This is a genomic window from Rhizobium sp. PAMB 3174 (assembly GCF_052908375.1).
In genome coordinates, this window is the sequence record NZ_CM128608.1 from 264,419 (window position 1) to 291,050 (window position 26,632).

21 protein-coding genes are annotated in these 26,632 nt (G+C 61.7%); 5 read left to right on the plus strand and 16 right to left on the minus strand.

What is annotated here, in order from left to right; translation table 11 throughout:
• Position 1 precedes the first annotated feature (1 nt).
• Positions 2 to 826: a formate dehydrogenase accessory sulfurtransferase FdhD gene (gene fdhD / locus ACU5AY_RS01290; protein WP_446827686.1), complete on the plus strand. Its 825-nt coding sequence runs from the start codon at positions 2 to 4 to the stop codon at positions 824 to 826.
• Positions 816 to 1,037 carry a formate dehydrogenase subunit delta gene (locus ACU5AY_RS01295; protein ID WP_446823034.1) on the plus strand — a complete coding sequence of 74 codons (222 nt, stop codon included), beginning with the start codon at positions 816 to 818 and terminating at the stop codon, positions 1,035 to 1,037. The genes fdhD and ACU5AY_RS01295 overlap by 11 nt, the downstream gene beginning before the upstream one ends.
• A gap of 74 nt (positions 1,038 to 1,111) precedes the next feature.
• Here ACU5AY_RS01295 and ACU5AY_RS01300 read toward each other — a convergent pair whose 3' ends face one another.
• From ACU5AY_RS01300 to ACU5AY_RS01330, 7 genes are all read right to left on the minus strand, one after another.
• A complete protein-coding gene (locus ACU5AY_RS01300) occupies positions 1,112 to 1,591 on the minus strand; it encodes a chemotaxis protein CheW (RefSeq protein WP_446823035.1) in 480 nt (159 codons plus the stop codon).
• Entirely contained in the window at positions 1,591 to 3,360 is a 1,770-nt protein-coding gene (locus ACU5AY_RS01305) for a methyl-accepting chemotaxis protein (protein ID WP_446827687.1), read from the minus strand. Before ACU5AY_RS01305 ends, ACU5AY_RS01300 begins: the two co-directional genes overlap by 1 nt.
• A gap of 387 nt (positions 3,361 to 3,747) precedes the next feature.
• A complete protein-coding gene (gene rocF, locus ACU5AY_RS01310) occupies positions 3,748 to 4,683 on the minus strand; it encodes an arginase (protein ID WP_446827688.1) in 936 nt (311 codons plus the stop codon).
• Positions 4,684 to 4,818: 135 nt separating this feature from the next.
• Positions 4,819 to 9,000, minus strand: coding sequence for a translocation/assembly module TamB domain-containing protein (locus ACU5AY_RS01315; protein WP_446827689.1), 4,182 nt, complete (start codon positions 8,998 to 9,000; stop codon positions 4,819 to 4,821).
• A 52-nt stretch (positions 9,001 to 9,052) separates the two neighbouring features.
• Positions 9,053 to 10,948 carry an autotransporter assembly complex protein TamA gene (locus ACU5AY_RS01320; protein WP_446827690.1) on the minus strand — a complete coding sequence of 632 codons (1,896 nt, stop codon included), beginning with the start codon at positions 10,946 to 10,948 and terminating at the stop codon, positions 9,053 to 9,055.
• Between the two features lie 245 nt (positions 10,949 to 11,193).
• Positions 11,194 to 11,457: a YMGG-like glycine zipper-containing protein gene (locus ACU5AY_RS01325; RefSeq protein WP_261929009.1), complete on the minus strand. Its 264-nt coding sequence runs from the start codon at positions 11,455 to 11,457 to the stop codon at positions 11,194 to 11,196.
• A gap of 317 nt (positions 11,458 to 11,774) precedes the next feature.
• Entirely contained in the window at positions 11,775 to 12,143 is a 369-nt protein-coding gene (locus ACU5AY_RS01330; RefSeq protein ID WP_446823040.1) for a hypothetical protein, read from the minus strand.
• A gap of 288 nt (positions 12,144 to 12,431) precedes the next feature.
• On the opposite strand from ACU5AY_RS01330, the gene hemA reads away from it, so the two are divergent.
• Together hemA and ACU5AY_RS01340 are read left to right on the plus strand one after the other, a co-directional pair.
• The gene (gene hemA / locus ACU5AY_RS01335) at positions 12,432 to 13,646 is read left to right on the plus strand and encodes a 5-aminolevulinate synthase (RefSeq protein WP_446823041.1); all 1,215 of its coding nucleotides are present in this window, start codon (positions 12,432 to 12,434) and stop codon (positions 13,644 to 13,646) included.
• 85 nt (positions 13,647 to 13,731) lie between these two features.
• Positions 13,732 to 14,850 carry a serine hydrolase domain-containing protein gene (locus ACU5AY_RS01340; protein ID WP_446827691.1) on the plus strand — a complete coding sequence of 373 codons (1,119 nt, stop codon included), beginning with the start codon at positions 13,732 to 13,734 and terminating at the stop codon, positions 14,848 to 14,850.
• Between the two features lie 7 nt (positions 14,851 to 14,857).
• Here the strand turns inward: ACU5AY_RS01340 and dxr are convergent, their stop codons facing one another.
• The 9 genes from dxr to ACU5AY_RS01385 form a co-directional block, all read right to left on the minus strand.
• On the minus strand, positions 14,858 to 16,024 hold the full coding sequence (gene dxr / locus ACU5AY_RS01345) for a 1-deoxy-D-xylulose-5-phosphate reductoisomerase (protein ID WP_446827692.1): 1,167 nt from the start codon (positions 16,022 to 16,024) through the stop codon (positions 14,858 to 14,860).
• A 71-nt stretch (positions 16,025 to 16,095) separates the two neighbouring features.
• Positions 16,096 to 17,883 carry a cobalamin-dependent protein gene (locus ACU5AY_RS01350; RefSeq protein ID WP_446827693.1) on the minus strand — a complete coding sequence of 596 codons (1,788 nt, stop codon included), beginning with the start codon at positions 17,881 to 17,883 and terminating at the stop codon, positions 16,096 to 16,098.
• Entirely contained in the window at positions 17,880 to 18,605 is a 726-nt protein-coding gene (locus ACU5AY_RS01355) for a metallophosphoesterase (RefSeq protein ID WP_446827694.1), read from the minus strand. Before ACU5AY_RS01355 ends, ACU5AY_RS01350 begins: the two co-directional genes overlap by 4 nt.
• Positions 18,606 to 18,633: 28 nt before the next feature.
• The gene (locus ACU5AY_RS01360; RefSeq protein WP_446827695.1) at positions 18,634 to 19,404 is read right to left on the minus strand and encodes an ABC transporter ATP-binding protein; all 771 of its coding nucleotides are present in this window, start codon (positions 19,402 to 19,404) and stop codon (positions 18,634 to 18,636) included.
• The gene (locus ACU5AY_RS01365) at positions 19,401 to 20,234 is read right to left on the minus strand and encodes an ABC transporter ATP-binding protein (RefSeq protein ID WP_446823047.1); all 834 of its coding nucleotides are present in this window, start codon (positions 20,232 to 20,234) and stop codon (positions 19,401 to 19,403) included. Before ACU5AY_RS01365 ends, ACU5AY_RS01360 begins: the two co-directional genes overlap by 4 nt.
• The gene (nikC, locus tag ACU5AY_RS01370; protein WP_446827696.1) at positions 20,231 to 21,160 is read right to left on the minus strand and encodes a nickel transporter permease; all 930 of its coding nucleotides are present in this window, start codon (positions 21,158 to 21,160) and stop codon (positions 20,231 to 20,233) included. The genes ACU5AY_RS01365 and nikC overlap by 4 nt, the downstream gene beginning before the upstream one ends.
• A complete protein-coding gene (locus tag ACU5AY_RS01375; RefSeq protein ID WP_446828921.1) occupies positions 21,157 to 22,161 on the minus strand; it encodes an ABC transporter permease in 1,005 nt (334 codons plus the stop codon). Before ACU5AY_RS01375 ends, nikC begins: the two co-directional genes overlap by 4 nt.
• Positions 22,162 to 22,247: 86 nt before the next feature.
• Positions 22,248 to 23,894, minus strand: coding sequence for an ABC transporter substrate-binding protein (locus ACU5AY_RS01380; RefSeq protein ID WP_446827697.1), 1,647 nt, complete (start codon positions 23,892 to 23,894; stop codon positions 22,248 to 22,250).
• A 48-nt stretch (positions 23,895 to 23,942) separates the two neighbouring features.
• A complete protein-coding gene (locus ACU5AY_RS01385; RefSeq protein WP_446827698.1) occupies positions 23,943 to 24,995 on the minus strand; it encodes a dipeptidase in 1,053 nt (350 codons plus the stop codon).
• A 532-nt stretch (positions 24,996 to 25,527) separates the two neighbouring features.
• Between ACU5AY_RS01385 and ACU5AY_RS01390 the strand changes: the two genes are divergently transcribed.
• A complete protein-coding gene (locus tag ACU5AY_RS01390; RefSeq protein WP_446827699.1) occupies positions 25,528 to 26,529 on the plus strand; it encodes an acyltransferase family protein in 1,002 nt (333 codons plus the stop codon).
• The last annotated feature ends 103 nt before the right edge of the window (positions 26,530 to 26,632 follow it).

The following is a 26,632-nucleotide window of genomic DNA, read 5'->3' on the forward strand; positions in this document are numbered from 1 at the left end:
GATGGGCGCCAAGACCACCCAGTCCGTGCCGGAAACCTTGCGCCGTGGCGGCGTGATGCTCTCTGGTACGCGCACGGTGCCGGAGGAGATGCCGATCGCATTTTCCATCGGCGGGTCTTCGCATGCGGTGATGATGGCGACGCCTGACGACCTGGAAGACTTTGCCGTCGGCTTTCTCCTGAACGAAGGCATCATCGCTTCGCCGGCGGATATCGCCTCGCTCGAGGCGGTGCCGGCAGGCGAGGGGATCGATCTGCAGATGACGCTTGCCGGCGATCTGACAGAGGAATTCCGCGGTCGCCGCAGGGCGAAGGCCGGGCCGGTCGGCTGCGGCCTTTGCGGCGTGGAATCGATCGACGAGGCCCTGCCGGAGCCGCGAACGGTCGCCGGCTCGTCGCTGTCGCTTTCCAGCCAGGAGATCGTCGAGGCCGTCCGCCTGCTCGACGGACGGCAGCCTTTACATGCGCTGACGCGGGCGATGCACGGAGCGGCCTTCTACGTGCCCGACGAGGGGCTCCTCGCCATGCGGGAGGATGTCGGCCGCCACAATGCCCTAGACAAGCTCGTCGGCGCGCTGGCACGCGCCGGCGTCGATCCCCGCCGGGGTGCGGTCGTCATGACCAGCCGTGTCTCGGTGGAACTGATCCAGAAAGCCGCCGCTGCCGGCAGCCCGTTCATCATTGCCATTTCCGCTCCGACGGCGCTTGCCATCCGGACGGCGGAAAAGGCCGGCATGACCATTATCGCGCTTGTCCGGGGCGAAGAATTCGAAGTCTTCAGCCATCCGGAACGCATCAGGGAAGGAGCGACCGCCCATGTCGCATGATAACAAGCTCGTCCGCATGGCGAACCAGATCGCGACGTTCTTCAAGTCGCAGCCGGCAAGCGAGGCCGCCGACGGCGTCGCCAATCACATCAACAAGTTCTGGGAGCCGCGCATGCGGCGTCAGTTCTTCGAGCTGATCGAGAAGGGCGATGCCGGTTTCGATCCGCTGGTGATCGACGCTTCAGGCAAGATCAACCGCCCGGCTGCCTGATCCGCAGGACTGAATACAAAAAAGGCCGCCCGCGGGTTTCGCGGACGGCCTTTTGTCATTCGATGACGGATCGATCAGGCGACCATCTCTTCGGCTTCGCTTTCCTTGAACATCTTGGCGAGGTTCAGGAAGCAGATCATGCCTTCTTCGCTGGCGATGATGCCTTCGGAGAAGGACTTATCGAAGGAGGCCGAGATTTCCGGAACCGGCTGGATCTGGATCGACGGGATCGTCAGGATGTCCGACACGCGGTCGACCAGCATGCCGATGACCATGTTGTGGACTTCGGCGACGACGATGGCGCTGCGCTCGTTGGCGACCGTCGAGGGCATGCCGAGCTTCTTGGCGAGGTCGATGATCGGGATCACCGAGCCGCGCAGGTTCATCACGCCGATGACTTCCGGCGGAGAATGCGGGATCGGTGTGGACGGTGCCCAGCCGCGGATTTCGCGGATGGTCGTGGTCTTCACGCAGAATTCCTGGTCATGCAGCCGGAAGGCGATGATTTCCAGATTTTCCGTGCCGAAATTGCTTGGGTTGATTGCCGTCGCCATTAGAACTCTTCCCAGTTGTTGGATGCCAGTGCCGCATTCCCGTTGGTGCGGGCAATCTGTGCCATCAGTTTACGTGCAGGCGATGCTACCGGTTGGGCATCGGACCGCGCCAATTGCACCCTACCGGAAGAATCTTGCCCAAATCTAAATCCTGCCAGCAGATCGCGCAGAATTTGGGCTTCTCGCGACAGGCCATGGCTTGCCGCGGTGCTTTCTTCCACCATCGCGGCATTCTGTTGGGTGTTCTGGTCCATCTGGTTGACGGCCTTGTTGATCTCCCTGAGGCCGGTCGATTGCTCGCGTGCACCTTCAACGATCGCCGCGACATTGGTGTTGATTGCGTTGACCTGACCGACGATTTCCGTCAGCGCCTTGCCTGTCTCGTCGACCAGCTTTACGCCGTTGGTGACCTGCGACGACGAGTTCGAGATCAGCGTCTTGATCTCCCTGGCGGCATTGGCCGAGCGTTGTGCAAGCTCGCGCACTTCCTGGGCGACGACGGCGAAACCCTTGCCGGCGTCCCCGGCGCGTGCCGCTTCGACGCCCGCGTTCAGCGCCAGAAGGTTGGTCTGGAAGGCGATGTCGTCGATGACCCCGATGATATTGCCGATCTCCTTGGAGGACGCTTCGATCTCGCCCATGGCCGTGACGGCCTTGCGCACGACTTCCCCGGATTTCTCGGCATGCGACTTGGTGTTGGCCACCAGTTCACCTGCCTCGCGGGCGCGAGTGGCGCTGTCGGTGACCGTCTGGGTGATTTCCTCGAGGGCGGCTGCCGTTTCCTCGATCGCGGCCGCCTGCTGCTCCGTGCGTCGGGCCAGATCGTCGGAAGCCGAACGGATTTCCTCGGCGCTGGCGGCGATCGTGTCGGCGTTTCCGGCGACTGTGCGCATGGCGTCGCGCAGATGCGAGAGGGAGGTGTTGAAGTCTTCGCGTATCCGTTCGAGGGCCGTCGGGAAGGGGGTCGTCAAGGTATTCGACAGGTCGCCCTTGGCGAGAGCGCCGAGTGCGGATGCCAGGCTTTCGACTGCGTTCACGCGGTCCGTGACATCGGTTGCGAACTTCACGACCTTGAAGACGTTGCCGTTCATATCGAAAATCGGATTGTAGGATGCCTGGATCCAGACCTCCTTACCGCCCTTGCCGATGCGCTTGAACTCGTCGGCGACATATTGTCCAGCCGCCAGCCTTTGCCAGAAGGTGTCATAGTCGGGCGAACGGACGTAGTCGCGGTCGCAAAACATGCTGTGGTGCTTTCCGACGATTTCCTGGCGCGAATAGCCGACAGTATTCAGGAAGTTGTCGTTCGCGTCGATAATTTCGCCCTTTGGCGTAAACTCGATCACTGCCTGGGCGCGGGAAATCGCGTCGATCTTGCCGGAATTTTCGGCCGCCTTCAGCTTCGCAGCAGTGACGTCACTGGCGATCTTGGTGATCTTGTAGACCTTGCCGCCGGAGAAGACAGGATTGTAGGACGCCTGAATCCAGACGTCCTTGCCGCCCTTGGCAAGCCGCTTGTATTCGCCATCGTCAAATCGACCGGCGCGCAGGTTCGTCCAGAAGGTCTCGTAATCCGCGGATGCCGTATAGGCGGGATCGCAGAACATGCGGTGATGCTTGCCCTTGATCTCCTCCAGCGTATAGCCGAGAGCCTTCAGAAAATTATCATTGGCCCAAAGGACGGTTCCGTCCGTGGAGAATTCGATGATGGCTTGAGATTTGCCGATCGCTTTCAGGACGGCTTTCTCGTCCGAACCCATAAAACTCATGTCTGTTCCTTCTCCTCCGTCGCGGTTCATCCATGAGGAAGCCCGTGAAGCGTGTCTGACCGTTGACGATGCAAGGTCGAGACAGCCGCAGTGCGAGGGGGTGTCTCGATGAGGAACAGTTCTAAATGGTAAAAATTAATAGATCACCAACACAGGCGCCCAGCCACAGTTTCTGGGGCCGGGTGGGGAACTTCCTAATTTTCTCTTACAGACGGTTCTACACGGCGAATATTAATGCTGCGGTAAGGTTTGACTACAAGATTTGAGGGTGCCCGCCGTTAAGTATCCATTCATTTCTGTAAGGGGCTGATAACCATCGCGCCAAAGAAATGCTAACGCCGTCGGATCGAGATCTTAATCTGCAGGGTTTGTAGAGCCTTTGGCAAGTCACGCGGCACGGGTTGGCCGATCGAAGATCCTCCGTCCGAACAGGCTCGCGGTCAGTTCCACGAGGATGCGGGCACTCTTGCCGCGATCGTCGAGAAACGGGTTGAGCTCGACGAGATCGAGGGAGGCAGTGAGCCCGCTGTCGCACAGCAATTCCATGATCAGATGCGCCTCGCGGAAGGTCGCGCCGCCGGGCACCGTGGTGCCGACGCCGGGTGCGACGTCCGGATCAAGGAAATCGACGTCGAGGCTGACATGCAGGAGACCGTTCTCCGCCTCCACCGCCGCGATGATCTGTTTCATGATGCTGCCAACCCCGTGCTCGTCGATCGAGCGCATGTCGAAGACGTTGACGCCGTGGTCGGCGATTTCCTCACGCTCGCGTTCGTCGACCGAACGAATGCCGACCTGATAGACCCGTGTCGGATCGACCAGCGGACGGCCGGGAGGCAGGATATCGCCAAGGTCGGCCTCGCCGCAGTAGTATGCTACCGGCATGCCGTGAATGTTGCCGGAGGGCGATGTCGCGGGCGAATTGAAATCGGCATGAGCGTCGAGCCATAGCACGAAGAGCGGGCGGCCTGTCTCGGCGGCGTGGCGCGCCATGCCGGATACGCTGCCCATGGCAAGGCTATGGTCGCCACCGAGCAAAATGGGCAGGGTGCCGCTTCTGGCCGCGTCATAGGTCGCAGCCTCGATCGCGCGAGTGAAGCCGGCGACTTGGGCATAGTTCTTCGTACCGGCCACCTCTTGAAGATCGTTCACGGGCGACGGCTCGAGATCGCCGGCGTCGATGACCTCATAGCCAAGCTCCGCCAGGGTCTCTTCTATTCCGGCGATCCTGAGTGCGGCGGGACCCATGGCGCAACCTCGTCTGCCGGAGCCTTCCTCCAGCGGAATTCCAATCAGGGTGACGGGCTGCTTCATCTTCGACATGCTGACCTCTTTGATTTGCGTGCCGCCCATTATCGACGGGATTGGTTTCACCAAAAAGACAGAAAACTGTCATTTCGGAACGTCAATCGAGCAGTTTGTCGAACGGGAACTGCCAATTTGGCAGGCGCGCCGCGATCAGTACTCTTTTTCGTAGAAGATGCCGCCGCCGGCCGATCCGTCGCTGCCGGCCTCGCCGCGCAGCTTGACGCCCTTGCCGACATCCAGATTGATGATCGCCTTGCCGCCGGAGCTGCCGCTTTGCTCCAGCTGAAGATAGGTGCGGTTGTTGAGGTATTTGCCGGCAGATACCTCGGCCTGTCCGTCATTGCTCGTCGAAATGTCGAGATCATCGACCCCGAGCCCGGACCGCAGGCTGTCGAACAGCGAGGTTGAACGGCCGCCGGCCAGCTGGTTGACCGCGCTTGCCAGCTGGGCGATCTGCAGCGCCGAAAGCTTCGACATCGACGACCCGAAGATGAGCTGGGCCAGGACTTCGTCCTGAGGCAGGGCTGGGCTGGACGAGAACGTGAAATCCGGATCGTTGGCGAATCCGCTGACATCCACGGTGATCGTGTTGGAGTTGACCGAAGACGTCGCCACCATGTTGAGCAACGGGATCAGCCCGCCACCGAAGGTGATGGTGCCCGACGAGAAATCGAGCCGCTTGTTGAGGATCGTCAGGCGCCCGCGCTGCATGGTGAAGCCGCCGGAGACGACCGGTGAGGAGGTCGAGCCCTTGACGGTCAGGTTGCCGCCAAGCTCCGCGTCGATACCGCGTCCACGCACGAAGATTTCCCTCGGGGCGGAAATCGCCAGGTCGAGGTTTATGCCCGAGGAAGAGGAGCTGGTGCCGACCTGTCCCTGCTGGCCAATTTCAGAGGCCTGGGCCCGGACGTCTGCCGGAGCGTTGCGATGGTTGACGTTTATCTCCGACAGCGAAGCCGGCAATTTCTGCGGCACGGTGATGGCCGTCTTCTGAAGGCGGACTTCGCCCGACAGCGTCGGAGACCCCACGAGCGGTCCGGTGAGGCTCAGCTTGCCGTCAACGGTGGATGTCACCAGCGTTCCGTTGACGTAGACGGCATTGTCGATCGTCATGCGGATGTCGGCCGGGAAGCCGCTGCCGGATGAAATGCCCACCTCGCCGGTTGCCGACAGCGATCCACCCGTCGCCAGCTTGCCGGACAGCGCGGAAATCGTCGCCTTTTCGCCGGACAGCGAGACATTGGCCGTCAGGTCGTTGAGGACCAGATTGCGGCGGACATCGATGAGCTGTGCGCCCTTTGCACTCAGCGTGCCGGAGACCTGCGGCGAGGATGCGCCTCCCGAAACGGTCAGGTCGACCGAAGCATTGCCGTTCAGCACGAAGCCCTGTTCGGCCAGTTTGGCGGCGAGCAGGGAGAACGGTACCGCGCCGGTCAGCTTGTAGGACAGCGGCCTGTCGCCGCTGATGTTCACGTTGCCGTTGCCGCCGATGTTCAGTCCACCAGGCCCGGAGAGGTCCGTCTGCAGGTCCAGCTTGTTGTTGGCGAAGGTGCCGTTCGCCTTTAGGCCGAAGGCGGGTATGCCCTGCGAGCGGCTGGCGGCGACGGCCGCATTGCCCCAGTTCAACTGGAAATCCACCACCGGCGCGGACAGGGCGCCCTTGGCAGTCAGCTTGCCCGAGATGGTCCCCTCCGCTCCGAGCGTCGGGACGAAGCTGTTGGCGAGGTCCGCCGGCAGGTTGGTGATGTTGGCCTGTACATCGAGACTGGAGCCGACCGATCCGCTGGCGGAAACCGATCCGGAGCCCGTCTTGACGGTCAGATCCTTGAAGCGCGCGGCGCCGTTTTCGACGGTGATGTCCACCGGCTTGGCAAGCGAGAGCGGGATGCCGCGTGGCTTCGCCTGGAAATCGTTGAGCGATACCGTCGTGCCGTCCGACGTCGTCAGCCGTCCGTCGGCCTTGAGCGGCGCGTTGTCGTAGGTACCGAGCAACTTGAAATCTGTGGCAGCGCCCTGCTGGTCGAAGTCGAGGGAGAGGTTCTTGACCTGATTGCTCCCTGACGCCACCGAGCTCGCCTTCACGGTGCCGTTGGCTGCAAGCTGCTCCCCGATCGTCGCGGTCAAATCGACCTTCGGTTCGGCGACGCTTGCCGTGCCGGCCTGCAGTTTCTGACCGTTCGCTGCAACGGAGAGCTTTGTCGTTCCCGATTGGCTGGCGATGTCGACCGTTCCCGATAGGTCACCTGCCGCCTGCTGGCCGGCGAAGGCCGCGAGCAGCGAGACGTCGGGGAAATCGAACGTGATCTTGCCGTCCGGCGTAAAGTCCGCCGACAGTTCAATGGCGCCTTCCAGGTGATTGGGGCCGACATCGGCCGTCAGTTCCGGAAGGTTGATCTTGCCGTCCTTGGAAACGACATTGGCCTTGGCGTCGATCCTCTGTCCGTCCAGGTTTCCGCTGGCCGTCAGCGCCGCCTGCGGTGCGTCCGGATCGGCCGTGCCCTTGGCGGAAACGCTGAGGCTTTCAAGCGTCTTGCCGGCCATGGAGACGTTCTCGGCTTCGGCGGAAGCATCGAACTCCAGGGCTGTTAGCGGTCCCGCGAGCGAGCTCTTGAAGCTGACGGAACCGGCAGTGTTGGCGACGAACTTCGACAGTTCGGGAATGCTGCCGGCAACATCCGCCGTCAGCTTGTTGTCGGCGAGCGTGGCGTTGCCGCTGAGATCCAGCACGTCGGACTTGACGATCAGATCGGAGAGCGCCACCGAGCCGGGCAGGGTCGCGTCGAAATCGGTGCGGATCTGGATCGTGTCGGAAACCTTGGCAGCCAGCGCGTCCGGCAAGGTGGCAGGGAGAGCGAAGAGTTGAAGGTTGCCGGTCACGCGTCGTTCGGAAATTTGATAGCCGCCATTGACGGTGCCGCCGATCGATGCGCTTTCCAGTTCCGTCCCGTCGAAGCCGATCCGGTCGTCGGAGATCTTCAGGGGTGCCGTCAGTTTCAGCGGCGCACGAACGAGGCGCTGCAGGTTTTGATTGGCAAAGGCGGTGCTGCCCACCGACAGCGTCGTCGCCAGCTGACCGGTCCTTCCGGCGACGTCGAAGGACGAGCTTGCCGCAGTGACGGCGATGTCTCCGGCCGAGATGCCGGGCATTGCCACGGATTGCAGGGCCGCCGACACCTTGATGCCGGATGCCGTCGCCGGGCCGGTGACCGAAAGCCGGGCGCCGGTGATCAGCGCGCGCAATTCGCCCTCGGCCAGCGGCCATCTGAAGTCGATCGGGCCCGAGACGCCGGAAATGCTGGCCTGGAGATCGTTCTGCCCTGCCGGATCGAGCGCCCCGGATGCGGACAGGCGGAAACTGGCATTCGCGATATCGGACTTGTCGACGGTTATCTTTCCGTTCTCATTGAAGGAACCGGCGACATCGATGTCCGTCTCCCCCGCAAAGAACGTGCGGAAGGTCTCCGGAAGCAGGGCGGAAATCTCGCCTCCGCCGGTGAGGCTGACGTCGTGCATGCCGGCGACGGTCTGGTGATGCGTTCCCTTGATTGTCACCAGTTGCTGTCCGTTGGCCGAGCCGCTCAGCGTTCCCGACCAGTCGGACAGCGGTCCGCTGCCGTCGAGCGACAGATCGATTGCCGGCTCGCCTGCGATGTTCAGTGCCTTGACGAGAAGGCCGCCCTTCGGCTCGGAGACCGACGCCTTCAGCGTCAGCCGGTTCTCATCCGGTGCGAACAGGATATCGGCGAGCGCCTTCGCGTCCGGCACATCCCGGCGGTTGATGGCCAAGTTCAGGGCAATGCTGTTGCTGTCGGCGGCCGCCGATCCGTCGAGTGTCAGGTCGAAAGGGCGTCCGGTGATATTCTCCGAGAGCGCGATTTCGGGAACCGTCAAACGGTCGACGTCGATCGCGATCGGAAGGGAGAAGCCGCCTGAGTCTGTCTCGGTGGTGTTGCTCTCCGTCGACGCCTTCGGTTGCCTGGTGACTTCAATCCGGTCGGCGGCGACGGTGCGTGCATGGAATTTTCCGCCGAGGAGCTCGAGCGGGGACCAGTTGACGGCGATATTGTCTATGGTCGCAAATGTGCCGTCTTCATCGGAAATGGTGACGTTCTTGACGCGCAGATGGCCGCTCAAGAGCCCGGATGGATCGGAAATGGCGATCTGACGTTCCGGTGTCGACACCATCGCGGCAACCTTGTCCGCCGCATACTGGGTCAGGGAAGGGACGAAACCGGCCGCCAGAATGACGGCAACGGCCAGCGCCAAAAGCACAACCAGGCCGATACCGGCATATTTCGTGATCTGGCCAAGGGCGCGAATCAAACTGCTCATCCTCAAGTAAATACAGGCCTAAAACGTCTATAGAAGGGCGTTCGTCCGCTTATCAGAAGGTTTGACCGATGCCGGCATAGATGCCGTACTTCGTGCCGTCAGGATAGGGGTTGAGCGGCACGGCGAAATCGAGGCGTATCGGGCCGAATGGCGTGGCATATCTCAGCCCGATGCCGGCTCCGGTGCGAATGTCCGAGAAGTCCGGATAGAGTTCGCTCGAGACGGTTCCGGCATCGAGGAACGGAACAACGCCAATAGTGTCCGTGACACGGATGCGGGCTTCGAAGGAGCCGAGCGCATAGGAGCGGCCGCCAAGCGCATCGCCGTTCGAATTGTACGGCGATATTTCCTGATAGGCATAGCCGCGAACCGAGCCGCCGCCGCCTGCGTAGAACCGTTTGGTAGCTGGTACATTCTCAAGGTTCGAGGTCAGAAGCGAGCCGGCGGAAAGCTTGGCGGCGAAGACGACATTGTCATCGGCGCCGAACGCCTTGTAGCTGGAGATCGACCCTTCGAGCGACAGGTATGGCGACGCGCTCAGGAACTCGTAACCCGGCTCCGCGGAAGCGGAGAATCGATATCCCTCGGTCGGATTCAGCTCGTTGTCGCGGGCATCGCGAACATATTCGAATGGCGTCGCAAAGGTCACGTATTGATTGTTGCCGTAGGCGTCGTCGGTGTCTTCGTAGGACAGCTCCAGACCGCCGGTGAGCGTGTCCTTGTCGGTTAGCTCGTAGGCGATCGAGGTCGTTCCCGTTACCTTGGCCGTGTCGTAGGACTCGGTGTGCTCCGTCTTGGCCACCAGGCCGGCGGAGAAGGTTGCCTGGGGCACGAATGCGCCCGGCTTCGTGAAGGTGATCCCGGTAGAATAGTCGAGCTGCTTGAAGTCGGTCGTTTCGCCGAGGCGCGAGACCGACCCTTCGATCTTGAGGGCTTCGGCCTCGCCGAACAGATTGCGGTGCCCCCAGTAGCCGGTAAGGCCGAACCCGTCCGTGGTCGAGTATTCGGCGCCGAAGCCGAAATAGCGATGCTTGCCCTCCGAGACCTCGATCTTGACCGGAATCTGGCCGGCGCCATTGAGGGTGTCGTCTTCCTTGACGGTGACGCTCGAAAAGACGGAAAGCTTTCGAAGCCGTTCGCTGGCGGCCTTGAGTTGCTCCGGAGAATAGGGCTTGCCTTCGTTCAGGCGGGAATAGCGGCGGATGAAATCGGGATCCACTGTCTTCTGCCCGTTGACGCTGACAGGTCCAAGCGGTGCGATGGGACCGCTCTCTGCTCCGATGGTGATATCGACGAGATCCGTGTCATGGTCGGCGACCACGGCCCGCTGCGTCAGTCGCGCCAGGGGGCGGCCTTCGGCCTTCAGGTCCTGGACAACCTTCTCCGCAGCCTTGAGGATGACCAGCGAGCTCGCATCACCGCCCGGCACCAGATCGTAGTTGGCAGGATCGAGCCTCTGCGCATCGCCTTCAAAGGCAACCTTGCCGATCTTGAATACGGGGCCGGGGTCCACGGAGATGACGACTTTCGGAGTTGACGTTCGATCGAAGGATTCCGTCGGTCCGATCTGGTCGATGTCGCGGCCGTTGATGGTGACGGTGACGACGCCGCCATAGCGGGCGTTTTCATAAAGAGCCGCGACCAGGCGGTCGCGATCGTCGCGCGCCTTGACAATGAGGCCGAGATCGCCGGAAACCGGAGTATCCTTGTCCTGAACGAGAAGCGAGCTTTCCTCGAGCGTCTCTTTCAGGTCCTTGTTGGAGGATGTCAGCGTGAGTTCGACGTCATACTTGACCGGATCGACGACATCGACCGATTTATCCTTGGAACCCCAAAGATGGATGCCGAAGAGTTCAAAGGCTGAGGCAGCAGGGGGCAGGGCCGAAAATATCAAAAGCGCCGTCGTCGCGACGACCATCGGCCGGTGGCGTGACAACGCAAAACTCATTCTATGTCCGCTCGGTCTCTTCAACATTGGTACAGACATTGTCTCAGACCGATACGATCCAGGCAACAGTCAACTGCCTTCAGAGCTGCGGTTTCGACCACAAATTTCCGGAAGCGTCAGACGGCAGACACACTTGCCGCGTCGATCGGAGCACGTTCCGAATGCGAGAATCATTGGGAAGCCGCGGTCAACGCTGCCCCAAAAATGCGAAGGCGCACCGGTTGGGTGCGCCTTGCCTGGATTGATTAACGGTAGCCAGCCGGGCAATCGTCGACATAACGGCGGCCGTAACGGTCGCGGTAGTAGCACTTGCCGGGTTCGTTCGCCGAACCGATGACAGCGCCAGCGACGCCACCGATTGCAGCGCCGACGGCTGCGCCGCGGACGTTACCGGTCGCCAGACCACCGATGACAGCGCCGGAAGCAGCGCCGATGCCGGCTCCCTTTTCGGTCTGGGTGCAGCTTGCGACGGACAAGCCGACAAGAATCAGAACAATTGCCTTTTTCATCTACTCTCTCCAAATTTTGTCAGCCGCTTGATCCGCTGGACCGGAAGGCGGCTTCTGCTCCCGGGTCCCTGTTTCCCGCCAACGCCCCACGGCGAAATCGGGTATTACGCAACTTTGTATGCCGGTCTTGACCTAAACTTCGAGCTGATCGCCTGTCCCGTTGTCCAAGATTGTCGCGATCATTGATGTGGCGGGCTCAGAGTATTTCAATACGCATGCAAGTTGAAGGCTCACCACATAAATAAAAAGAACGAACGTTTGTTCCCCGGCTCATTAAATAAAATTAATCCCGCCAGCATTGGCCCGGCGCGCTTTTGTCATCGGTCCAGCACCGGGCAGCCATAATGGTTGGCAAACGCGATCTGGCGCCAGCGATTGTTCAGACGTCCGCCGATCACGATTGCCCGCTTCGAGACGGATGCCACTTCCGGAAAACGATAGCCGTACCGTTTAGCCTTTTCCTTCGCGAGACTGATTTCGCAACGCATCCGTCCACGTGATTCGTCGGTCGTTTTGCCGCCGAGCTGGCTGGAGCTCGTGTCGCCGTCGTATTCGGTCCTGTTTCTTGTAACCTGGCCGCCCGAGGTGATGACTGTGCCCTCGGCAAACGATGCCGCAGGCATGGCAAGGAAGCCGCCAATGGCGATGCTTGCCGCGATTATGGTCGTGAATGCCTTGCCGTACATGAAACACTCCGGGTCAGATTGACGATCCTCGCTTACACTTGCGCATCTTATAGGGACGTTTCGATGAACGCCAACAAAACCGCCCGTTCATCTCGCATTCATTTTTCCAAGCGACTCTGTTTTTGATTTGCATCAAGGCCGCAGGTGAATCGCCCGGATATTGAAAGGTCCGGCAGCCCCGTTTCAGCCGGTGGGCCCAATCGACGCAGTGCGCCGTGGGTGGCACGAAAAAAGGTTGACGATTGGAATGATTCAAAAGAAAACGGTTCCACCTGTCTGGAGATAATGATGGATTTCGAGAACTACTTTCAGAGCGAACTCGCCGGCCTTCACGAAGAAGGACGCTATCGCGTGTTCGCCGACCTGAAGCGCAACAGCGGGCAGTTTCCGCGCGCCACCCGCTTCACGGACAAGGGTGAGCAGCAGGTTACCGTCTGGTGTTCCAACGATTATCTCGGCATGGGGCAGAATCCCAAGGTGATCGAAGCCATGAAAACGGCCATCGATCACTGTGGCGCGGGTGCTGGCGGCACCCGGAATATCTCTGGAACCAATCACTATCACGTGCTGCTGGAGCGCGAGCTTGCCGATCTGCACGGCAAGGAATCAGCGCTGATCTTCACGTCCGGCTATGTGTCCAACTGGGCGGCTCTCGGAACCCTCTGTTCCAAGATCCCGGGAATGATCGTGTTCTCGGATGCACTGAACCACGCCTCGATGATCGAAGGCATTCGCCATTCGCGTTGCGAGCGGGTGATCTGGAAGCACAACGACGTCAAGGATCTGGAAGCGAAGCTCGCGGCCGCCGATCCGAAGGCGCCGAAGATGATCGCTTTCGAATCAGTCTATTCGATGGACGGCGATATCGCGCCGATCAAGGAAATCTGCGACATCGCCGACAAGTATGGCGCGATGACCTATCTTGATGAAGTGCATGCCGTCGGCATGTATGGTCCGCGTGGCGGCGGCGTCGCCGAACGCGAAGGCCTTATGGATCGCCTGACGGTCATCGAAGGCACGCTCGGCAAGGCGTTCGGCGTCATGGGCGGCTATATCACCGGCTCGACCGCGCTTTGCGATTTCGTCCGCTCGTTCTCGTCCGGCTTCATCTTCACCACGGCGCTGCCGCCGGCACTGGCCGCCGGTGCCATTGCCTCGATCCAGCATCTGAAGGTTTCGCAGGACGAGCGCCGTGCCCATCAGGAGCGCGTCCGCCGGATGCGGTCGCTGCTCGACGCCCGCGGTATCCCGCACATGCCCAATCCGAGCCATATCGTGCCGGTCATGGTCGGCGATGCCGCCAAGTGCAAGTGGATCTCCGATATCCTGCTCGACAACTACGGCATCTATGTCCAGCCGATCAATTATCCGACTGTGCCGCGCAAGACCGAGCGCCTGCGCTTCACGCCGACACCGCTGCATTCCGACGAGGACCTGAACCATCTGGTCGGCGCATTGCACGATCTCTGGTCGCAGTGTGCGCTGGCACGCGCCGTCGCCTGATCTGACATAACTATGCTTGAATTTCGGTGCGGGTCATTTCTAAATGGCCCGCACTTTTTTGTTTTGTATGACGAAGGACCTTTTCATGTCGCTTGAAAGCCGCCTCAACCGCGTCATCGATGCCGCTATTTCCGGCGAGACGATCGTCGGAGCCGTGGTGCTGGTGCACCAGAATGGAAGCCCGGTCTATGAGCGAACCGCCGGCTATGCCGACCGGGAGAGCGGCAAGGCCACGACGACGGACACGATCTTCCGGATGGCCTCGGTGACGAAGCCGCTGGTGGCGGCCACCGCGCTCGCATTGGTCGAAAAGGGTAAGCTGGCGCTTGATGCGCGCGTCTCGGCTTACCTTCCCTGGTTCCATCCGAAGCTTACCGATGGCACCGAACCGGAGATCACCATCCATCACCTGCTGACCCATACATCGGGCCTTGCCTATGATTCGTCGCTTGAGGAGCTGCCCTTGGATGACCGGATCAACCAGGGTCTGCTCGATACCGATCTCGACTTCGAGACGAATTTCTCGCGCGTCAACCGCCGCCCGCTCGGCTTCGCGCCGGGGACCGGCTGGATGTATTCCTACGCGACCGATATTCTCGGCGCGGCGATCGCGACTGTGTCGGGGAGCACGCTTGAAGAGGCCGTCGTCGAGCATGTCTGCGGACCGCTTGGCATGCCTGACACGCGGTTCCGAGTCGTCGACATGGAGCGTCTTGCGACGGCCTATGCCGACCAGCGTCCGCGCCCGATGCCGATGACCGATCCGCAATGGCTTTCGAATGCGGAGGGGGCGTCGTTCAACTTCTCCCCGTCACGGATCTTCAATCCGACCGCGTTTCAGTCCGGTGGCGCCGGCATGGCCGGCACCGCCGGGGATTTCATGCGGTTCCTGGATGCCCTTCAGAAAGGTGGGGATCCGATCCTTTCCTCCGAGATGACGGCGAGGGGGCTTTCGAACCAGATCGGCAAGCATCTTCACAGTCCCGGCGTGAAGTTCGGCTATTTCGGTTCTGTCACGGTGAACCCTGAAGCGGCGGAAAGCTGCGTGCCGGCCGGAACGGTGAAATGGGGCGGCGTGTACGGCAACAGCTGGCTTCTCGACCCGTCAAACGGCATCAGTCTTGTCGCCTATACCAACACGGCGCTGGAAGGCTGCACCGGGGCGTTTCCGAACGATCTGGTGAAGGCGCTTTACGCCGCCTGACCTTTCGTCACAGGCCGGCGATGATCTCGGCAGCCGTCCGCCGCGCCTCGGCGTCGGCGGCAAAGACGTCCTCGATCGATGCGGCCGGCGAAATCGATGACAGGCGCTCCATTGCGGCCTCGGCGATGTCCGCCATCTGCAGGAAGCGGATACGGCCGTCGACGAAGGCCTCGAATGCCGTTTCTTCGGCCGCGTTCATGACACAGCCCTGCAGTCCGCCGCGCTGCATAGCGAGACGTGCCAGACGCAGGGCGGGGAAGCGCTCCTCGTCCGGAGCCTCGAAATCCAGGCGGCCGATCTTGGCGAAGTTCAGCCGGTCCACGTTGAGCGGCGAGCGGGCCGGATAGGTCAGCGCATAGCCGATGGCGGTGCGCATATCCGGAACGCCGAGCTGGGCGAGCACGGAGCCGTCGGTATATCCGACCATCGAGTGGACGATCGACTGCGGGTGGACGACGACCTCGATCTGCTCCGGCGTGGCGGCGAAGAGATGCTGCGCCTCGATCATTTCCAGCGCCTTGTTGAACATCGAGGCGCTGCCGATGGAAATCTTCAGGCCCATCGACCAGTTGGGGTGGGCGCGGGCGGTTTCCACCGTGACATTGGCCATCTCGTCGCGTGACCATGTGCGGAAGGGTCCGCCGGACGCCGTCAGGATAATCCGCTCCAGGGCATGGCGCTGATGTTCCTCCAGCGTCTGGAAGATCGCGCTGTGCTCGCTGTCCACCGGGATCAGCTTGCCGCCGCCGCGCCTGACCGCGTCGACGAATAGCGGACCGGCGGAGACGAGGCATTCCTTGTTGGCGAGCGCAATGTCCGCCCCGCGCTCGGCGGCGGTGAGCGTCGGGGCAAGCCCCGCCGTGCCGACGATCGCGGCCATCACCCATTCCGCTTTCATCGCCGCCGCCTCGGCCAGGCCGCTGGCACCGGCTGCCACGGTGACGCCGGTGCCGGCCAGCGCGTCCTTCAGCTCGTGATAGCGCGTCTCGTCGGCCGTGACCGCCAGCCTTGCGCCGGTGCTTCTAGCCTGCCCGGCCAGCAGGGCGATGTTGCCGTTGCCCGTCAACGCCATCACGTCGAAACGCTCGCGCCCGCCAAGCTGGCCGATGACATCTAGCGTGCTGACGCCGATGGAGCCGGTGGAGCCGAGGATCGTGACGGATTTTCGTGTCATTGCGCGCCGTTCTTTTTCCGTTTGCGCTGCTCTACAATTCCTGAGTAGCGCCAGCAAGAGGCGAACCGAAATCAGCTTGTCGCATCCGGCATTCGCGCCGATCGGCCGAGCATCGTCGAACGCAGGAGCGGAAGCATGTCGTCGAGGCTCGCGCAGGCCGTGGCACCGATCCGGTTGATGTCGTCGGCGACCTCCACCGGAAGCCCCGAATTCGAATCCGCGGGAATTTCATTCAACCGGCCGCCAACCATGACCGGGATGGAAAGCCCGCGCGCCTTCACCGCATCCAGGACACTTTTGGTGTAGCGCAGAGCCAGGCCGTTGTAGGTGCTGATCGCAATCAGGTCCGCGCCTTCCAAGACGGCCCTTTCGACGAGCATTTCCGGATCGACCGCGACGCCGCCGTCGGCAATCTGCACGCCGAGGCCGGCAAGCGCCTGTTCCACCAGGTATTTCCCGTGCTCATGGACATCCGAAGTTCCCACGCAAACCTTCAGCCTCTCGAAGCCTTCGTTGCCGACCTGGTTCGCGGCGACCCAGTATCCGGCCTTGTCATCCAGCTCACGCGCCCATTCCGCCAGAACCAATACTGATCTTCGGTCACGTCCCAAGCGCTGTGCGCCAGGGCCGAACAGGGCTTCGATCCGCCTCGGGCCGAGACGGCGGATTGCCAGCATCAGCGCTGCCGGGTCCGTCGTGTCGATCCCCAGGCTTTCAAGCCCGGCCAGCAGGTTTTTGGCAAACTGACGTGCGCCGTCGACGAGCCTGTCGGAAAGCGCTTCCACCGTCTGCCAGTCGACGACAGCCTCATAGAAATGTGCGTGCTCTTTCAGGCGTCCCGCGAATTCCTGTGCGGCGATGATTTCATCCGTATCCGGAATGCGCCGGTTCTCTGAGACTGGCACCGGGTTGATCGCATGGCCGCTCGGCCATCGGCGCAACGACAGGATGTCCGCCATGAGATAGTTGGACAGGCTGGCAAAGTTGGCGGCGTCGCTCGACTGGTAGCTGACCGTATTGCCGAAGATCATGGTGCCGACGCTGTCGCTCAGGCGGGTCAGGCCGCAGTGGAAGGCCATGCGTGACAGCGGATCGGAGAAGTGGTGGCCATAGCAATGGGAGAGCCGGCTTCCGATCAGCGTTTCGACGATGTGCTTTTCCACGATCACCATGCCGAGGCTGCAGCACATGTCGAGAAACAGGCCGGCGAAACCGTCGTCGAGATTGGAATGCACGAGAATTTCGGCGTCCTGAGCCGCGATCAATCCGAGCGCCGTCACGGTTGCTTCGGTCGTCGCCACGTCGTCGTCCCAGTATGGCAGGCGGAAAGTGAAGTACTGTCCGAGATTGCCGAGGGCGGTTGCGCCGGCGGCGATGGCGGCCTTGACATTGTCCAGAGCGCCGGGGAGTCCGAGCATGAAGTCGCCGAAATGGCAGGCGGCACCGGTCGCATCAGTGATGCGGGCGAAGTCTTCCGGTCCGCTGAGGACGATGCCGGTGCCGCGGCCGGCATTCGCCCGTCGGTCGACGGGATAGCCCATCGACCAGTCCAGGGTGATGCCGAAGCGGTCGACCGTGACACCGCCCGCCGCGCAGGCATCCCGAACCTCGCGCATGGCCACAAGTGTGCGCTCGATGCTGCGAAAGCCGATATGGGCGTGCTGGGTGATGACGCCGTTGCTGATGGCGTGACGCTTGTGGGCCGCTTCGGACGGGAAGCCGGTCTCCCGCATGAACCGGCTTTGTTTCAACCGCCAGACAGAGGCGAGCTTCCGGCCTTCCTCCATGAGGTCGGCGCCGGATCGCATGGTCCTGGCGCTGAGCTCCTCGCGGGTGGGGGCAGGAGAACCTGCGATCATAGCACCACGGCTCCGTCCCGATCGACTTTCAGGACGGTCAGCCTGCCGGTCTTGTAGGCGCCGGTGTCGATGCCGATGCGGCCCTCGGCGAATGTCGGCTCCGGTGCCGGCGTATGGCCGTGAACCACCGTCAGTCCCGGCAATTGCGGCCCAAGCGTCAGGAACGGTTCCCTGATCCAGAAGAGGTCTTCGTCGGCCTGTTCGGCGAGCGGCTTGCCGGGAACGATGCCGGCATGGGTGAAGAGGTAGGGCGCCGACGAGACGCAGATCGGCAGGGATCGCATGAAATCGAGATGGCTCTGCGGCAGGACGTCATTCAGGACCGTCCGCAAGGCATGTCCGGTGCCGTCCATGTCCAGATATCTGTAGGGATCGACGCCGTAGGAGGCGACGGTCTCCGTTCCGCCCCATTGGAGCCAGGCGCCATTACCCTCGATGCCGGCCAGAAACGCCAGCATGATGGCTTCGTGGTTGCCGGTAAGGCAGATGCGGTCAAAACCTTCCGGCGGCGCGTTCATGAGGTGCTCGATAACGCCGTATGAGTGCGGACCACGGTCGATATAGTCGCCGAGCATGATGATCAGCTTCCGGCCGTGAGCCTTGCTGCTCTTGCGCATGCGCTCCTCGGCGCCGAGAAGCAGGTCGAGATGGCCGTGCACATCTCCGACGGCAAAGATTTCGTCGTATTCGTCGCGGCCGACGATCAGGCGGTGCCTACCCATGAAATGTCCTGGCTTATGCGCTGGTTGTTTACGCGGAGGCGGGTGATACGGGATCGCGCTTGAAGCCCTCGCTGGCGATCATCAACTGCCTTGTATAGTCGGCCTGAAACTTACGGCTTTCAAGAGCTGAGGCATCCAGCATCTCGACAACTTCGCCGCCGCGCATGACGGCCAGTCGTCCGCACATGTGATTGATGACGGCGAGGTCGTGGCTGACCATGACGAAGGTGAGGTTACGGTCGGCGCGCGCCTGTTCGAGCAGGTTGAGGATTTCCGCCTGGATGGAGGCATCCAGCGCGGACGTCGGCTCGTCGAGCAGCAGGATCTTCGGTTCGACAATCAGCGCGCGGGCAATGGCGATGCGCTGGCGCTGGCCGCCGGAGAGCTGGTGCGAATAGCGGAAGCGGAAGCCGGAGCCGAGCCCGACTTCGTCGAGCGCGCGGCGGATGCGCGTTTCGGCGTCGCCAAAGCCGTGGACGACGAGCGGTTCAAGCAGCAACCGGTCGACCGTCTGGCGCGGATGCAGGGAGCCATAAGGGTCCTGAAACACCATTTGAACCGTGCGGTAGAATTCCTTGTCGCGGCGCTTCGGGCCGTATCGACGTCCGTTGACGGTGAGGCCGCCGCGGTCGAAATGGCTGAGCCCGGAGACGGCGCGAAGCAGCGTCGATTTCCCGGAGCCGGATTCGCCGACAATGCCGAAGGATTCGCCCTCGCGGACCGACAGGCTGACCTTATCGAGGGCGCGATGGCCGGAGAAACTGACGGTCATGTCGCTGATGGTGATGGCGTCGGTCATTGGCTCCACTCCACCTGGCGCTGGAGGACGGGCAGGGGATGGCGGTCGTTGCCGATCTGCGGGAGGCAGTTCAGGAGACCCTGCGTGTAGGGGTGCTTTGCCTCTCCGAGCGCGGAGGACGACAGCTCCTCGACCACCTTGCCGGCATACATGACGAGGACGCGGTCGCAGAAAGTGGTGACGAGCCGCAGGTCGTGGGAGATGAAGATCAGCCCCATGCCGCGTTCGGCGACCAGCTTGTCCAGGATGGCGAGCACGTCGAGCTGGACGGTGACGTCGAGCGCCGAGGTGGGTTCGTCGGCAATCAGCAGTTCCGGGCCGGTGACCAGCATCATGGCGATCATGATGCGCTGGCCCATGCCGCCGGAGACCTCGTGCGGATGCAGCTTGAAGACGCGCTCGGGATCGCGGATCTGCACCGCTTCCAGCATGTCGAGAGAGCGTCGGCGGGCCTCGGCCTTGCTGATTTTCTCGTGCGCCAGCAGGGTCTCGATGATCTGCTTGCCGATCGGCATGACCGGGTTCAGCGAGTATTTCGGATCCTGCAGAATCATCGAAATCCGCTTTCCCCGGAGGCTCCGGCGCAAGGCGGGCGGCGCTTCGAGAAGGTCGATACCGTCGAAATTCAGCCGGTTGGCGGTGATCTTCGCATGCGGCGGCGTCAGGCCCATGATGGCGCGGCCGGTCTGCGACTTGCCGGAACCCGATTCGCCGACGATGCCGAGCCGTTCCCGCCCGAGCGTGAAGGATACGCCCCGCACGGCATTCACTTCGCCGGTGCGGGTGGGGAAGGTGACGCGCAGATCGTCGACTTCGAGGAGGTTGCTCACTGGCCGGCCTCCTTCGGATCGAGCGCATCGCGCAGGCCGTCGCCGAGAAGGTTGAAGCCGAGGCTGACGATGAGGATGGCCACGCCTGGGGCGGCGGCGACCCACCACTGGTCGAGAATGAAGCGGCGACCGTCGGCAATCATCGCGCCCCATTCCGGCAGCGGCGGTTGCGCGCCGAGGCCGAGAAAGCCAAGGCCGGCGGCCGTCAGGATGATGCCGGCCATATCAAGCGTGACACGCACGATCAGCGAGGACATGCAGAGCGGCATGACATGGCGGATGACGATGCGGGTGGGCGACGCACCCATCAGCTTGACCGCCGAGATGAAGTCCGAGTTGCGGAAGGTCAGCGTTTCGGCGCGGGCGATTCGGGCATAGGGCGGCCATGAGGTGACCGCGATCGCGAGGATGGCGTTCTCGATGCCGGGGCCGAGTGCCGCGACCAGCGCCAGAGCAAGGACGAGTTTCGGAAAGGCGAGGAAGATGTCGGTGATCCGCATCAGGACGGCATCGATCCAGCCGCCGGCATAGCCCGCCATGGTGCCGATGATGAGGCCGATGGGGGCGGCAATGATGGCTGCAAGCGACACGACGAGCAGCGTCAGTCGCGAGCCGTAGATGAGGCGCGAGAGAATATCCCGGCCCTGGCCGTCGGTGCCGAGCCAGTGGTCTGCGTTCGGCGCCAGCAGCCGGGCGTTCTTCAGGTCGCCGACCACAGGCGAATAGGGCGCTAGAAGATCGGCGAAGGCGGCGACGAACAGGAGGCCGATCAGGATCCACATGCCGACGACGGCGAGCCTGTTGGCGGAGAACTGCCGCCAGATGACATAGGCGCGGCCGAGCCTTGCCTGCAGGCGCGTCTGCGGCCTGTCGGAGAGCAGCCAATCCCGTCGGCTGAGTTTTGGTGTCGAGGCGGTGACGGTCATCGGCTTCTCGTCCTCGGATCAAGCGTGCGGTAGAGAATGTCGGTGAAGAGATTGATGGCGATGAACACCGAGCCGACGACGATGGTGCCGCCGAGCACGGCGTTCATGTCGGCGTTCTGCAGCGAACTGGTGATGTATTGCCCGAGGCCCGGCCAGGAGAAGATCGTTTCCGTCAGCACGGAGCCTTCCAGCAGGCCGGCATAGGAGAGCGCGATCACGGTGACGAGCGGCACGGCGGCGTTGCGCAACGCGTGGAACCAGATGATGCGGCTTTCCGAGATGCCCTTGGCGCGAGCGGCGACGATATATTCCTGGCTCAGTTCATTGAGCATGAAGGAACGCGTCATGCGGCTGATATAGGCGAGCGAGAAATAGCCGAGCAGGCCCGCCGGCAGGATGATGTGACGCATCACGTCGGCGAGAACCTCCCAGTTTCGCTGAAGGATGGCGTCGATGATGTAGAAACCGGTCTGCGGCGTGAAGGTATATTCATAGACGATGTCGATGCGGCCGGGATAGGAGACCCAGCGAAGCTTGGCGTAGAACAGCACCAGCGCAATCAGGCCCAGCCAGAAGACCGGCACGGAATAGCCGATCAGGCCGACGACGCGGACGATCTGGTCGGCAAGGCTGCCGCGCTTGACGGCGGCCAGCACGCCGAGCGGAATGCCGGTAATGGTCCCGATCAGGGTGCCGAGCGTGGCGAGTTCTATTGTCGCCGGGAAAACGCGCTTGATGTCTTCCATCACCGGATGGGTGGTGAGCACGGATGTGCCGAAATCGCCTGTCAGGGCCTTCTGCACGTAGATCATGAACTGCTGGTAAAGCGGCAGGTCGAGGCCGAGCTCGGCGCGCACGCGGGCGATTGCAGAGGCCGGTGCGCGGTCGCCGAGGATCGCCAGAACCGGATCCACCGGTATGACGCGACCGATGAAGAAGGTGACCGCCAGCAGGCCGAGATAGGTGGTGACGAGGGTCACCAGAAAGCGGATGACGGGCATGATGTAGCTGGAAGCGCGGGCGGTCGCCCGCCGCGCTTCACTGGTTTGATCGATGGAGGTCAATGGCATTGTCCCTTTCGCAGGGATTACTGCTTGGTGACCGTGTCGAGATAGTTGGTGTCGAAGGTCGGGCCGAGCTTGTAGCCGCCGAGGTTCGACCGGTAAGCCGCGACTTCCGTTTCCTGCCACATGATCACGAACGGACCTTCCTCAAGCACCTTCTTCTGCAGGTCCTTGTACATGTCCGCACGCTTCGCGGTGTCCTTCTCCACAAGCGCTTCCTGGGCTTCCTTCGTCAGGTCAGGGCGGTCCCAGGCGTTGCGCCAGGACAGTGTCTTGGTCTTGGACTCGTCGGAGTTGTCGAGGTTCGAGGTGAAGGTGTCGGCGTTCGAATTCGGGTCCCAATAGTCGGTGCCCCACTGGCCGATATAGATGTCGTGGTTGCGGGCGCGGTATTTGGTCAGCGTCTGCTTGCCGTCGCCGGGGATGATCTCCAGCTTGACGCCGCCTTCGGCAAAGGTCTGCTGCAGCGCTTCGCCAACAGAGCTGACCGGCGGGTTGTTGCGCACGTCCATCGTCACGGAGAAGCCGTCCGGATAGCCGGCCTTGGCGATCAGTTCCTTGGCCTTTGCTGGGTCGAACTTGTAGGGGTTTTCGTCCAGCGCACCGAACATGCCGCTCGGCAGGAAGGTCTGGTGCGTGGTGCCGATATACTTGATCAGCGTCGATTCCAGCGCTTCATAGTCGACGAGGTACTTCATCGCCTCGCGCACTTCGGGCTTCGCGAGGATCTCGTTCTTCTGGTTGAGGCTGAAGTAGTAGACCGTGCCCTTCGGCGCCGAGACCGTCTTGATGTCCGGGTTCGAGGCGATCGCGTCGAGGTCCTGCGGCTGCAGCTTGCGGGCGACATCGATGTCGCCGTTTTCCAGCGCCAGTCGCTCGCCGGCGCTTTCCGGCATGTGACGGTAGATCACGTGCGCCATCGCCGGCTTGTCGCCGAAGTAGTTTTCGTTGCGGTCGAGCACGATCACTTCGTTGGCGCGCCAGTCGCGGATGGTGAAGGGGCCGGAGCCGGCATAATGGGTCTTCATCCATTCATTGCCGTAATCATTGTCGAACTTGTATTCGTCCGACGGCGTGACGCTGGCGACATGCTCCATCACGACCTTCTTGTCGACGACGGAAGCGACAGTCGCGGTCAGGCAGTTCAGCACGAAGCTCGGCGCATAGGCCTTGTCGGTGGTGAAGGTGAAGGTCGTTTCGTCGACAGCCTTGGCCATCTCCGTCACGTTATCGCCGGTCAGACCGAACTGCTGCAGAATGAAGGCGGGGTTCTTGTTGAGCTTGACGGCGCGTTCGAAGGACCAGGCGACGTCTTCGGCGGTGATCGGGTTGCCGGAGGCGAATTTCAGGCCGGGCTTCAGCTTGAAGGTGAAGGTCTTGCCGTCGTCGGAGACGGTCCAGCTCTCGGCGATCGAGGGTTTGACTTCCGAGGTATTTTCCGTGTTGAGGCTGATCAGCGTGTTGTAGGCGTTGCCGTTGATTTCGCCCATGGTGATTTCAAAGGCTTCGGCGGGGTCGAGCGTGATGACGTCGTCGATCGCCCAGCCGATCACGAGCGTGTCTTTCGGTGTCTCGGCGAAGGCCTGCGGCGTGGCGGCGACGAGAAGGCCTAAGGCCGCGCCGGCGGAAAGCATGCGGAAGTGCTTGTTGAACGTGGACATGATCGTCATTGCGATTTCCCCTTTTTTGATTTTTGAATTCTTGCCGTGTGTCGGTTTTCAGGCTTCCTTCCATGCGGATTTCAGCACCCTCAACCAGTTGTCCCTGCCGATTTTTGCCAATTCTTCCCCGTTAAGGCCCAACTTTTCAAGAGCCAAAATCAGAACCTGGTTTCCCGCCGCGTCGTGAATGGCATCGGGCACCAGCGCACCGTCGAAGTCCGATCCGAGCGCCACGCAATCGATGCCCATGCGCTCCAGCATGTGCTCGATATGGCGCGTCATGTCCGAGATCGGCGTGTCGCCATCGGCGGCGGCATCGGGGCGAAGCATGGCGACGGCGTAATTGAGCCCGACCAGGCCGCCGCTCTCCTTGACGGCGTCCATCTGCCTGTCCGTCAGGTTTCGGGCGACCGGCGTGATGGCATGCACGTTGGAATGGCTGACGATCAGCGGCTGGTCGGTGGTTTTCGCCACGTCCCAGAAACCAGCTTCGGTGATGTGGGCAAGGTCGATGGCAATGCCCAGCCGGTTGCAGGTCTTGATGAGATCGAAACCGGCCTCGGTCAGGCCCGGTCCGCAATCAGGGTCGGCGGGATAGGAAAACGGTACGCCGTGGCCGAAGACGTTGTTGCGGCTCCATACCGGACCGAGCGAGCGAAGGCCCGCCGCATATAAGGTCTCAAGGGCGGCGAGATCCGGGCCGATCGCCTCGCAGCCTTCCATGTGCAGGACGGCGGCGAAGACGCCGGCGTCCATCGCTTTGCGGATGTCTCCGGTGGAACGGCAGAGCTTCCAGCCGCCGGCGCGGTCAAGCTGGAAGGCGATTGCCGCAAACTCCAAAGCGATTTCCAGCGACGGGCTGCGCTCCAGAGGCACGGCAAGCGGCGTGGCGTAATGGCCGTTGGCATCCGGGGCGAACTGCATCGGTCCTTCCGACGGAATGTAGATCGCGCAGAGCCCGCCTGCGAGCCCGCCCTTGCGGGCACGGGGCGCATCGATGTGTCCCTTGTCCGTGCCGTCGATGAACTCCGCTATCGGGTCGCCGCCATCCTTTCGCGTCTTCCAAAGCCGCAAAAGCACGTCGTTGTGACCGTCGAATACCAGTTCCATGTCATGACTTTCACAGTGGAAGGGGTGCGGGAGAGGCCGGGCCGACGGGGCGCCGGACGGGATATTTGTGTACGAGCGGTCTCACTCTAGAGCGACCATCGCAAACTGCGCAAGCCAAAAAGGCGGATGGGGTGATGCGTGGAAGGAATGGTGCCGAGGGCGGGTCGATGCCGTCCTATTGGGGGGGCTTCTGGGATATGGGCGGAGAAGGCTCACACTCTATTGGTATGTCAATCCTATCCTCGGCAACGATAAGTATATCGTGCAGGTCGCGACGGCGTTGCGGCATAATTCGACGTATTGGCATATCCTGCCAGCTCCCGGCTAACTCCTATCATCCCCTGACGAAATTGCCTTTACTGGAAGGTGGTTGTTAGCCATCTCCGTTACTGGTGCCTTCCGGACTTATGTGTCTGAGGTGCCGTAATCTCCCGGTTTGCGAAAATTCAATCTTTAAGTGAAACTGTGCATAGGTTAACGACCTAAGCGGGGAAATATGGAGCGGATACCTGCATTCGACGGCGTAAGAGCCATGGCGGCCATGGCGGTTCTTGCGTTGCATTGCCGTGTGCCCTTGGCCGTCGGCGGCGCGATCGGCGTCGACATTTTCTTCGTGTTGAGCGGCTACCTGATTACTGGCCTGCTCGTCACAGAATTCAACAAGACCGGAGCGATCGGCATTCGTCGCTTCTATGTGAACCGCGCGATTCGCTTGTTTCCACCTCTGTTCCTAATGCTTTCGGCCTTCGTTCTGATAGTCGGTTTCCTTGCTCCGCAATCTCACCCTGAGATTATGGCGCTTCTGGCCGCCTTCTATGTCACGGATTACTCGATGGCGATCTGGAATTTTCCCCAGCAATTGGGCCACACTTGGTCTCTGTCCGTGGAGGAGCAGTTTTACCTCATCTGGCCATTCGTCATCCTTGTCCTCGCAAAGCTTAGCCGTCAGAAAGCGCTTGCTGTCTTGATCGGCTTGCTGGCGGCGTCTATCGGCTGGCGCGCGATCGATGCTGCGATCTGGGGCAGTTGGGAATGGACGAACTATCGCTTCGACACACATATGAGCGGTCTTGTTATGGGTTCTCTCGCTGCGATGTTAGATTGGAGGCCCAAACCGGCATTGGCGGCGAAGCTGGTTCGACGTGCTGGTAGCTTCCTCCTCGTCGCGATCATGTTGTTTCCTCCTCAATCGGCCTTAGCTCTCGGGCTGCTGGGTCCCGTTGTTGAAGTCAGCGCAACTCTCCTCATCCTTGCGCTCGCCGCGGGTGCGGAAACGGCGACCACACGTATCCTTTCGTCACGTCCGTTCGTCTATATGGGGCTTCTCTCCTATTCTATCTATCTGTGGCACTATCCGTTTGCTTTGGCCCTTAACGGCATTTTCCCACCGGTCGTCAATGCCCTGATCGTGTCGGCGCTCTCGATCGCGGTGAGCGCTGCCTCATACCAATACGTCGAGCGGCCATTACGCGACGTCCGCAGGCGTCTGAGAGGCCGTCGACAGCCCATCGAGGCTAGCGTGACTGCGGAGTGATGGCAGACATGCGTGTCATGTGCTACGTCCCCTTCTCCCCTCGAACACGCCGGAATGATGAAGGCTATAGCGAGTGAATGTGCGTCGGTCATTGGTAGCTGGT

What these genes read in the sequence shown, in the direction of transcription:
- ACU5AY_RS01390 (WP_446827699.1), top strand. Translation starts at nt 25,528, where the DNA reads ATGGCGGCCATGGCGGTTCTTGCGTTGCATTGCCGTGTGCCCTTGGCC.
- ACU5AY_RS01315 (WP_446827689.1), bottom strand. Translation starts at nt 9,000, where the DNA reads ATGAGCAGTTTGATTCGCGCCCTTGGCCAGATCACGAAATATGCCGGT.
- nikC (WP_446827696.1), bottom strand. Translation starts at nt 21,160, where the DNA reads ATGACCGTCACCGCCTCGACACCAAAACTCAGCCGACGGGATTGGCTG.
- ACU5AY_RS01360 (WP_446827695.1), bottom strand. Translation starts at nt 19,404, where the DNA reads ATGACCGACGCCATCACCATCAGCGACATGACCGTCAGTTTCTCCGGC.
- dxr (WP_446827692.1), bottom strand. Translation starts at nt 16,024, where the DNA reads ATGACACGAAAATCCGTCACGATCCTCGGCTCCACCGGCTCCATCGGC.
- ACU5AY_RS01320 (WP_446827690.1), bottom strand. Translation starts at nt 10,948, where the DNA reads ATGAGTTTTGCGTTGTCACGCCACCGGCCGATGGTCGTCGCGACGACG.
- ACU5AY_RS01295 (WP_446823034.1), top strand. Translation starts at nt 816, where the DNA reads ATGTCGCATGATAACAAGCTCGTCCGCATGGCGAACCAGATCGCGACG.
- fdhD (WP_446827686.1), top strand. Translation starts at nt 2, where the DNA reads ATGGGCGCCAAGACCACCCAGTCCGTGCCGGAAACCTTGCGCCGTGGC.
- ACU5AY_RS01350 (WP_446827693.1), bottom strand. Translation starts at nt 17,883, where the DNA reads ATGATCGCAGGTTCTCCTGCCCCCACCCGCGAGGAGCTCAGCGCCAGG.
- ACU5AY_RS01375 (WP_446828921.1), bottom strand. Translation starts at nt 22,161, where the DNA reads ATGCCCGTCATCCGCTTTCTGGTGACCCTCGTCACCACCTATCTCGGC.
- ACU5AY_RS01385 (WP_446827698.1), bottom strand. Translation starts at nt 24,995, where the DNA reads ATGGAACTGGTATTCGACGGTCACAACGACGTGCTTTTGCGGCTTTGG.
- rocF (WP_446827688.1), bottom strand. Translation starts at nt 4,683, where the DNA reads ATGTCGAAGATGAAGCAGCCCGTCACCCTGATTGGAATTCCGCTGGAG.
- hemA (WP_446823041.1), top strand. Translation starts at nt 12,432, where the DNA reads ATGGATTTCGAGAACTACTTTCAGAGCGAACTCGCCGGCCTTCACGAA.
- ACU5AY_RS01380 (WP_446827697.1), bottom strand. Translation starts at nt 23,894, where the DNA reads ATGACGATCATGTCCACGTTCAACAAGCACTTCCGCATGCTTTCCGCC.
- ACU5AY_RS01340 (WP_446827691.1), top strand. Translation starts at nt 13,732, where the DNA reads ATGTCGCTTGAAAGCCGCCTCAACCGCGTCATCGATGCCGCTATTTCC.
- ACU5AY_RS01325 (WP_261929009.1), bottom strand. Translation starts at nt 11,457, where the DNA reads ATGAAAAAGGCAATTGTTCTGATTCTTGTCGGCTTGTCCGTCGCAAGC.
- ACU5AY_RS01330 (WP_446823040.1), bottom strand. Translation starts at nt 12,143, where the DNA reads ATGTACGGCAAGGCATTCACGACCATAATCGCGGCAAGCATCGCCATT.
- ACU5AY_RS01305 (WP_446827687.1), bottom strand. Translation starts at nt 3,360, where the DNA reads ATGAGTTTTATGGGTTCGGACGAGAAAGCCGTCCTGAAAGCGATCGGC.
- ACU5AY_RS01300 (WP_446823035.1), bottom strand. Translation starts at nt 1,591, where the DNA reads ATGGCGACGGCAATCAACCCAAGCAATTTCGGCACGGAAAATCTGGAA.
- ACU5AY_RS01355 (WP_446827694.1), bottom strand. Translation starts at nt 18,605, where the DNA reads ATGGGTAGGCACCGCCTGATCGTCGGCCGCGACGAATACGACGAAATC.